2 protein-coding genes are annotated in these 10728 nt (G+C 32.9%); both read left to right on the top strand.

Going from position 1 to position 10728, the window contains the following annotated elements:
* Window positions 1-15: 15 nt before the first annotated feature.
* Entirely contained in the window at window positions 16-9684 is a 9669-nt protein-coding gene (locus tag QZ143_RS08180; RefSeq protein WP_292883023.1) for an Ig-like domain repeat protein, read from the top strand.
* Window positions 9685-9960: 276 nt separating this feature from the next.
* Window positions 9961-10728 (top strand): hypothetical protein (locus QZ143_RS08175; protein WP_292883020.1); only part of this gene is annotated, 768 nt, incomplete at its 3' end.

The raw sequence follows: 10728 nt of genomic DNA, 5'->3' as shown, positions 1-10728 counted from the left end.
GGTCTTGCAGGCGCAATTTCAGCACAGGCGAAATATAACTCCCAAATTATTGATTGTACTTTTAAGAGATGTTATGCTTTTGGAGAGACGAAAACTGTTAGATGGGAAACCTCTGCCACTATGACATCTACTGCATCTAGTGATGGTGGTGCAATTTTAATTTCTGATTTGGTCACTGTTAAATCTTGTAGATTTGAAGATTGTTCGGCTGGAAGTGGTGGTGCAATAAGGGCATATGGTAAATGTCAAATACTTGATTGTGTTTTTGTTAAAAATCATGCAGGAAGAGCTGAATGTATGCAGTCTTATGAGCATGGTGGTGCCATTTATCTTAAGGGTGGATCTGGTGCTTTAGTTAAGGGATGCACATTCAATGAAAATTCTGCTGGACGTTTTGGAGGCGCAATATCAATGTATGCTAATGATGTTAGAATTGAGGACTGTGTTTTTAATTCTAACTATGTGGATGATAGCGTAAAGCAAAAAGGTGGTGCAATATTTATAAGTTCAGATTCCAAGATTGGCGACACGGGTATTCAAATAACCAGGTGTACATTCAACAATAACGGATATAATAGCAATAAACATTACTGTAAATATGGTGGAGCAATATATTTTGATGAGGGAATTATTGTTGGACATATTTCATATTGTAATTTTACAGGTAATGGTGCTTCAAAGGAGGGTGGTGCAGTGTATGCTTCATCCAATTGCAAATCCCTTAATTTTAAAGGATGTCTGTTCACCAAAAATCAGGTTAAGAAATATGGTGGAGGAATATATCTTGATTCTAAATCTTCAACCATAGTGGATTGTGCATTTGTCGAACAGCCTAATGCAGTGTATTGTGACAATAAAGGATGTTCAGTTAAATTTTCTACTTTTTTAAAAAACAGCAATTATGATGTCTGGTCTACCAAAGAGATAAATATTGCAAACAATTGGTTTGGAAATACTATGGATAACAGGTATTACGATTTGGCCAAGCTCAAAGGTAAAGCAGTTAACCTTAATAATAGGGAAAATTTGTATCTGGTTGCCACATCTATGGATAAAAATTACCACGATGGGCAGGAATCCACCATTGATTTAAGCATGAAATATATGCGTGATTCTCCTACATCTGACAGTAAATTACCTCCATTTAGTAATCCGGCGATTAGTTATGGTGTAAGTGGAGTAAATGTAAAGGTGGTTTCTGATAAGCTTTATTTGGCAAACGGCAAATCCTCTTTTAAATTCCTGACAGATCCTTTTAAAAATACATCTTCTCTTACTGTGGATTGTTATGGTGCAAAAATCACTTTAAAGTTCAAGACAAATCCCTATTCATTCACCGCTCTTCAGGTTGTTGTTAACAATTGTCAAAATAGAGTTTTAAATCTGGCTCATAATTATACTCGTGACAAATCTATCGACGGTGACATGGCCGTAACTATTTCAAAAGACCTAGTGATTAATGGTAACGGTTTTACTTTGGATTCAAAAAATGGTGGTGGAGTCTTTTTTATGAGTAATCGTCCTAATGTGGACATAAATAATTTGAACATTGTTAATAGTAAATCAAAATGGGGTTCAGCCATTTGGGGTTATATAAATAATATGTCAGTCAATAACTGCAGGTTCATTAATTGTTCAGCAAAATTTGAGGGGGGTGCGATTAATCTGGTTGGAAAAGTGCTTACAATAACCAATTCCACTTTCATTAACAATACGGCTGATGAAAATGGGGGCTCTTTGATTGTAATGGGTATTAATACTGTAATTAGAGATTGCATTTTCATTAATTCCAATTCTGGTATGGAGGGATGTTTCATTTATCTTCAAGCTAGCAGCAGATTAAATCTCACAAATTCCATATTGTTAACCAATTCAACATCAAATTATATTTCTAAGCCAGAGGGTGAATCACTAAGGTGGAATATTTCAGCTAACATTGAGAACAATTGGTTTGGCGGTACAAATAATGATATATTAAAGAATTATGGCCTGCTCCGGGTGTTCCCTGTTAAGAGTTTGCTTTATCTGAATATCACACCTTCTCTCTATGATATTCCGGTAGGAGACAGTTCAAATATCACTCTTAAGTTTTACTCATATGATTTGAACTCAAGACAAGGGGTTCCGTTATCACGATTCAGAAACATGAAATTTGGCGTTAGCCTGTTGGAAGAAGGAGGGACACTCAGCTCCGATTCAATTATGCTGACCAATAATGAGGGAAATGTGGTGTATACTTCAAGTTTCGATGGTGAAATGCCTGTCGAAATCGATTATGAACTATTCAGCCATGTAATCTCTCTTAATCAGTACTATGAAGGTTCTTTCACAGACCTTAAGCATCTGATTAGCAATTCTGGTGATGTTATAAATCTCACTAGGGATTATACTTTTTCTGTGATGTCCGATTATATGTTGATGGAGGGTATTTACATTAATAAAGATTTGACAATCAACGGTAATAACCATGTTATCGATGGTGATGGATGGGCAAGAATCTTTAATATAGATGGACATAAGGTTGTTTTGAATAATATCACATTTGCTAATGGTAATGCCGATAATGGTGGTGCGATTCAAACATCATCTCAAACTTCTTTGTCTATTGATTCCTGTAGATTCGAAAACAATTCTGCGAAAAATGGTGGTGCAATTTATCTTAAATCCTATAATCCTATAAATATAGAGTCATCTATCTTTAAAAACAATACTGCCAGTGAAAAAGGCGGTGCAATTCATTATAGGGGATATTATGAAAGCAAAATATTTTCCAACATAACAGGTACTTTTACAAATAATAGAGCATCAGACGGAGGTGCAATATATCTAATTGATGTGAATAGATATCATATTAAAGGTAATTTCACAAAAAATTCCGCAGGAAACACTGGGGGTGCAATTTGTGCAGCTGCGGCTCTTGCCCTTCCAATATTATCCATGGATGGTGTTTTTGATTCAAATGCTGCTGCTTTTGGTGGTGCAGTTTATGCTTTTAATCCATCCGGTAACTTTACAGGAATCTATCAAAATAACAGGGCTTCCAAGGATGGTGGTGCAATTTACATAACTCACTCCATATCAACAGTTGAACGTGATAAGAGTATCAGCGCAGAATTTTATGACAATACTGCAAATGGTCAGGGAAGTGCAGTTTGTACAATGAACCTTGAACGTAAGGATGTGGATTTACACGACTCCATTTTCATGAGAAATCATAATGGAAAATCCACAGTATATTCATCAGGCCATGGTTATCTTAATGTTCATGACTCCATTTTTGTTGAGAATACTGACAGTAAAGTATTTGATTCATCTCAGAATACGGCTGTTGACGGTCGTCTAAAAGCTTATAATAACTGGTTTGGACATACTGTTGATAATTTGGATAAGGGACCTTCTGTTGGTCCAAGGGTAACATTGAATGGCTGGTTATTCTTAGACATCGAATATGGTAAAAACGAAACTTATATCAATTCTAAAAATAACATTACTTTCACGTTGAAATCATATGATGCAAGAAAAGGAACAGTTTCAGATTATTCTGGTGACTTTAAGCTTAATTTAAGCTTAATATCAGATAATGGCAACTTCAGCACTGATTCTTTTATTTTAGGCAATGTTCCTGTTAAGGTTACATATGTTCCTGACGATTATGGTGAGGCCAATGTTGTTGTTTTAGCAAATCTACCAAAATATTCCTATGAAACATATGGAATTAAATATAATGTAGTTGACCACCCTAGCGATTCATTTTATGCCTTGCAATATGAAATAGACCATATGAAAGGAAATGTCCTTAACTTAACTAATAATTATGAGTTCTATCTGGAAATTGATAATCCGAATGGAATAAAAATCAATAAATCCATAACTATCAACGGAAATGGCTTCATCATTGACGGTAAAAACAACTCTCGTATCTTTAATATTTTGGCCGACGATGTTGTTTTGGAAAATGTCTCTCTAATCAACGGTAATGGCATTAACGGCAGCGCAATATATGCTGGAGGCAAAAATATTACAATCAGGAACTCAATTTTATTGAATAACTTTGATGTGGTTATCTATGCTTTAGATTCATTAAATGCAAATTACAACTGGTGGGGAAATACCGCAGACAATTTCAATAAAAAAGCCAATGTCAGCAGCAATGTTATTTTGGATAATACGTTATTTGCAACTTTCAATTCTAATTCAACAGTTATTGCAGCTGGTAAAAATGCAACACTTACTTTGAATCTGACTAACTTATACGACTTCAATTCAACATCAAATTCAACATATAATGGACTCAACCTATTTGCATTCAGTTTTATTGCTGATGGTGGAAACATCAATGTCACTTCAGACAGTCTCCATGATGGAATAATTTATGTTTCATTTGAAGCCATTGGTCCTTATTATGATGAAATTTATGCCAAATATGAAAATGTTACATTAAAGCATGAATTTGAAGTAATTTATGATGATGATTCCTTCTATGCATTGTATGATTTGATTAACAAGACCAAATCCGGTGGTGTTGTTAATCTCACAAAGGACTATAAGTTTTATTATTATGATGCTGATTATATTGCTGGCATTCCAATAGATAAGGCAGTGACAATTAACGGAAACGGATTTGATGTTAACGGAATGGGCCAATCTGGCATATTCGAGGTATCCGCAGACAATGTCACATTAATGAATATTAATTTATGTGATGCAATAGGTGCCATCGAATGGTTTGGAGACAATGGACTGATAAGCAATATCACAGTCAATAACACTTACTCTGCATTAAATTATTTTGGTTCTAATTTAACTGTAAGGAATTCAAATTTCACTCGTGCCAAAATGTATTCGCTATATCTGGAAGGTTCAAATCATGTTGTTGAGGGTTGTGAATTTATAGATAATTCTGGAAATTCAATAATGGGATATGACATAAACAAATTAACTATTGCCAATTCGTTATTTAATAGAATCCATAGTCCTGATTACGGTATTATTGCATTAGGTGAGTGTGAAAATGTTAATATAAGCAATTGCAAATTCAATAATAAAAATAATGGATCTATCAGTATTTTAGAGGGTTCAACCGTTTACTTGAATAACAATAGCCTTTCCGAATCCGATTACATTTTCAACAATGGCACTATTATTTCAAAGACTTTTGCCCGTTTGGATGAGGTTAATTTAAATCGTATGGTTGGCGATGTGATTTTATTAAATGCTACAATATATGATGACAATAACAACATTATTTTGGTTGATGAGTTCAATTTCAAAATCAACGATGAATTATATCTTGCTGATTTTTATATTGATGCATATGAGTATTTATGGGTATTGACAAATGGATCATGGCTTGTTATTCCAGACATAAACGAAAAATCATTTGAAAACTGTACTGTTGACTCACTAATAGTTAATGTGTTAAAATATAATTCATCCGTTGTAATTACACGTATCGGAGATGTAACCTATGGTGAAGATTCAAACATCGGATTTGAGTTTGAAAACAGTACTGCAGTTCTGGTCACAGTTACCCTTAACTCTGAAGTGGTATTCAATGAAACTGTAAATGGCACTAACGTTTCTATTCCTAATTTAGGAACAGGATTTTATAATGTAGTAATCAGTACTTTAGAAAATGAATTTTATCGCTCAAGCAGTGTTGCTTCAGATTTCAGAGTTAATAGAGCAGGTTCTTCATTAACTCTCGAAAAGATACTCGACACTTATTACGGAAAAGATATAATTATTAATTTCACTGTTGAAAACAGAACCAGTGTTGTTGCTTCAATTTATAATATTGATACCAAGGAGTTTATTATCAACGACGTCGTTGAAGGAAATTTATTTACCATAAATAATTTGCCTGTAGGTTCATATGCAGTAACATTAACCAATATCATAGACAGGAATTATAATCCTAGTGGTGATTATGCTTCATTCAATGTTTTAAAAGTTAATTCATCCATAATTTTAGATAATAAAACAGAATATGTTTATGGTAATGTTGCAATCAGTTATGATGTTGATAATTTAACCAATGTTACTGTGACTGTTGTTGATTTGGAAAGTGGTGAAGTAGATAATTTCACTATTACAAACTCGACTATTAGTCTTGATTTGGATGCGGGTTCCTATCAAATTACTGTGGTTAATATGGGAACTGAGAATGTTTTCACCAGTCAGGATTCAAAAACATTCTTTGTCCTACCTGCAAATTCATCTGTTGAAATAGAGGACATTGGTGATGTGTATTACGGAGAGGACATTGAAATTTACTTTGATGTAATCAACGCTACAAATGTTACTGTTATCGTAAAGGATGAAAACAGTAATATTATTTATAGGAATGATACTGATGAAAGCTATTTTGATCTTTCAAATTTGGCTGCAGGCAAATACACTGTAGAAGTTTATAATTCAGGTTCCAATAATTTCAACCCTAGCAACGACACTAAAACATTTTACGTATTGAAAGTCGGTTCATTAATTGAATTCGATTATTCAAATGTAACATATTATGGAATGCCTTTCAGATTGGATTATGATGTGGAAAATGAAACATTATTAAACATCTGCATTTATGATTGCGAAGGAAATGTCATTTTTGATAAAAATTTCGATGAAATTAGTGAACTTCCAGAGGATATGTCTAATTTGACTGAAGAAGCTTATTTGGGTTATTATTTCTTTATTTATAGAAATTTAACAGTTGGAAACTATACTTTTGAGTTTACAAATCTGGGCAATTCCAATATCAGTGGAAATAAGGTTAACGGTAGTTTTGAAATTATAAAGGCTCCTTCCTATGTTGAAATTCTTGTGGATTCAATTGTATATGGCGATGATTTGGAAGTCTACTTTTATGTTGTTAATGCTACAACCGTAAATATTATAATTAAAAATGATGTTGGAGCTATTGTTTATGATGAGAACATAACTAGTTCTCCAGTCATTGTCAGTGATTTGATTCCGGGCAATTATACAGTTATTGTTACTAATTATGGCACTGAAAATGTAATTGGAAATTCATCATCTGAAGAGTTCTGCGTGTATAAATTCAATTCTACTGTTAAACTGAATAATGTCTCTGATATTTATTATGAAGATGCAGTTTTAATTGAGTTTGATGTTGAAAATAAAACTGTTGTAAATGTCAGAATCCAAAATATAGATGGTGAAGTTGTCTATGAGAATAATGTAACTTCTGATGCACTTCTGATTCCTAATTTGAATGTTGGAAATTATACTGTAACCGTTACAAATCTGGAAACATTTAATATTAGTAAAAGTGCCGATTCAAAATCATTCAGAGTTTTAAAAAGAAGCATTAACATTACTGTAGTTGTTGAAGATAATGTGTATGGTGAGTTAAGTGTTATTAATGTAATTTCTGATATTGATGGCATGTTCTCTGTTAATGTAGGCAATCAGCAATTGCTTGTTGGCGTAAGGAATGGTTATGGAAATGTCATGATTAATCTTGATGCAGGAAATTACACTGCTCATGTCAATTATACTGATGATAACTATGACATTAATATGACTGGCAGTTCATTTGTCGTATATAAGGCTGATGTTAATTTAAGCGTTGTGGTTTTAGATAAGGTTTATTCTGCTGATGTTGATGGTAATGTGTTTGCCAGTGTTGATGGTGAGTATGGTGTTGTTATTGGTAATAATACTATTCTTGTGACTGTTTTGAATGGTGTTGGTGCTTTTAATGTGGGTATTTTAAATGTTGGAAATTATACTGCCTCTGTAATATTTAATGGCAGTGATAATTATAATGCCAATGTTAATAAAAGCGCTTTTGAAGTTACTCGGTCTGGAACTAATTTCAATATTGTTGCTAATGAAAGTAACATAACTTATGGAAATTCAATAAATGTTACTCAAAGTCTTCCTGCTGACGCTACTGGTAACATTACTTATTTCTTTGCTGATGGAAAAGTGATTAAGGTTTTAAATGTCGGTGAATCATTTGTTTTATCTGGTCTGGATGTCGGATCTTATGTGGTTTATGCCAATTATTCTGGTGATTCGAATTATGCTCCTGCAAGAGACAGTTTAACAATTACTGTCAATAAGGCTGTAAATAATATTCTCGTATTCGGTGATGATGGAGTATACCTTGAAAATTCAACAATTGTTGTTGTTGCTGATGTTGATGGAGCGTATACTGTTAATATTTCAGGTAAAAAACTCCGTATTCATGTTTTAAACGGCATCGGAGTGACTACAATTGCATTAAATGCTGGAAATTACTCTGCTGATGTTGGTTATGTTAATGTGAATTATGTGAATAATGTTACAAGCATTCCGTTTACTGTTGTGGATGTTGCTAAGGAAAACACTACTATTTCATTGGATGTGGATGTTATCGGTAATGAGAACATTGTTACATTCACTGTTGAAGTTGATTCTAAAGCTACAGGTATCGTTAAATTTGAAGTAACTGGTGCTGAAGAGTATTCTTTATATGTTGATGTAATTGAAGGTAAAGCAGTCTTTGAAGATGTATTGGAAGATGGAAATTATACTGTAATTGCTACTTATATGGGAGATTCCAGATTTAATACAAATGTAACTTCATCTGACTTCACAATCAGCACTCCTGCAAAACCTGACATTAATATTACACTTCCAGATATTGTTCCTGGTGAAAGTTCCGTCGTTGATGTGGCTTTACCTGGTGATGCTGCTGGTACTGTATTTGTTTTAGTTGGCGGTAAAGAGGTTTCCAGTGCTCCTGTAACCAATGGTAGTGCAAAAGTGACTATACCTGAATTGACTGCAGGTAATCATACTGTTGAAGTTAAATATTCCGGTGATGCTAAATATGCATCAATCACTAAGACTTCTATTGTGAGTGTTTCTAAAGTGGATGTTCCTGCTAACAGTACATCTATTAAGGTCACTCTTGCTGTTGGTTCTAAATCACCGAAATTCAATATAACCTTACCTAACGACGCAAAAGGCTATGTTGTAATAAGCATTAATGGTATAGATTACTTTGCCTCTGTTGAAAATGGTACTGCAATTGTTAATGTGCCAAGTTTAGCATATGGAAATTATAGCGTAAATGTCACCTACTCAGGTGATGATAAGTACAATTACTTAATGAATAACACTACTGCAAAGATTCCAAAACCTAAACTCACAGCTAAAAATATTAAAATAGCATATACAAATGCATACAAATACAAAGTACGCGTAACAATCGACGGAAAAGCTGTTGTTAAACAGTATGTGACTTTCAAATTCAACAAAAAGACATACAAACGTTTAACTAACTCCAAAGGTTATGCAACTCTCAAATTACCTAAGGTAAAACCTAAAAAAACCAAATATACTATTACAATGTCCTATAAAGATATAAAATTATCTAAAAAGATTAAAGTCAATAGTATCATCGTTGCTAAAAACCTCAAAGTTAAAAAATCAGCAAAATACCTGAAAATCAAAGTAAAACTAAAAACAGTTGCTAAAAAAGTGCAAAAAGGTAAAAAAATAACTTTGAAATTCAACGGTAAAAAATATAAAGCAAAAACCAACAAAAAAGCTATAGCAACATTCAAAATCAAAAATAATGTTCTCAAAAAACTTAAAGTTGGCAAAAAATACATCTACAAAGTTACTTATGGTAAAGATGTAGTAAACAAAAAAATTACAGTTAAAAAATAGAGATCAACTTCTCTATTTTTCTTTTTCTTTTTTAGGGTTTTGTCTGTAATTTTGATAGGTATTCTTTTTTTTTATTTTTAGTCTTGTAATACTCTTATTTTTCTTTTAATAGATAATTTATGAATGTTTTTTAAGACTTTTTTGACGAAAACATATATGATGTCCTATGTGGGTGGTGTGAAGTAATATAATGCTATACATTAAGTATATAACTTAATAAATAATTTAATCTAAAAATTATATATATTAATATAATATATTTTCGACGTGTTAAATATGAATTTTAAGAGGATGGTCTTAATTTCATTAATTCTTTGTTTCTTGTCGTTAGCTTGTGTATCGGCAAGTGAAAATCAAACATCAATAGAAAATTCTAATTTTGATAACATTAATGTTATTGATGTGGGTGGCGAAGAGATTAATGAATATGATAATGATATGTTTGCTGGAAAAAATGTTTCTGAGGGACAAGGTGTTGTCTCTGGGAACTTGCTTTCCAGTAATGATGTTGGTGATAAAAATACTACACTTGGTGTGGCTGTTGGAGAAAATGTTTCTGATGGACAGGATGCTGTCTTGGGGAACTTGCTTTCCAGTAGCAATGTAAATGATAAGTTGTCCGCTTCAAAAGTAGGAACCCGTGATGAATTGAATAATATGATTCTTGCTGCTAAAGATGGTTCAACAATAACTTTGGATAAGGATTATGGGTTTTTAGGGGCTGTAAAACCTATTGAAATAACTAAAAGCATTGTAATTGATGGTAAGGGACATACCATTACTCTTGGATATAATAATGCTTTTAATTTAAAGTATGTGAGTTCCATTCGAAAAATTGAAATAAAAAATATTAATTTTTTACGTGGAGACGGAGGAGCTATAATTGCTGATGGGCAGTGTCCTTTTATAATTTCCAATTGTAAATTTATAAACTGCACTAGAGGGGGTCTTGCAGGCGCAATTTCAGCACAGGCGAAATATAACTCCCAAATTATTGATTGTACTTTTAAGAGATGTTATGCTTTTGGAGAGACGAAAACTGTT

This window comes from Methanobrevibacter sp. UBA188, assembly GCF_905234905.1.
Lineage (GTDB): Archaea > Methanobacteriota > Methanobacteria > Methanobacteriales > Methanobacteriaceae > Methanocatella.
Note: the sequence above shows the minus strand (reverse complement) of the source record. Positions and strands in the feature narration are given on the sequence as shown.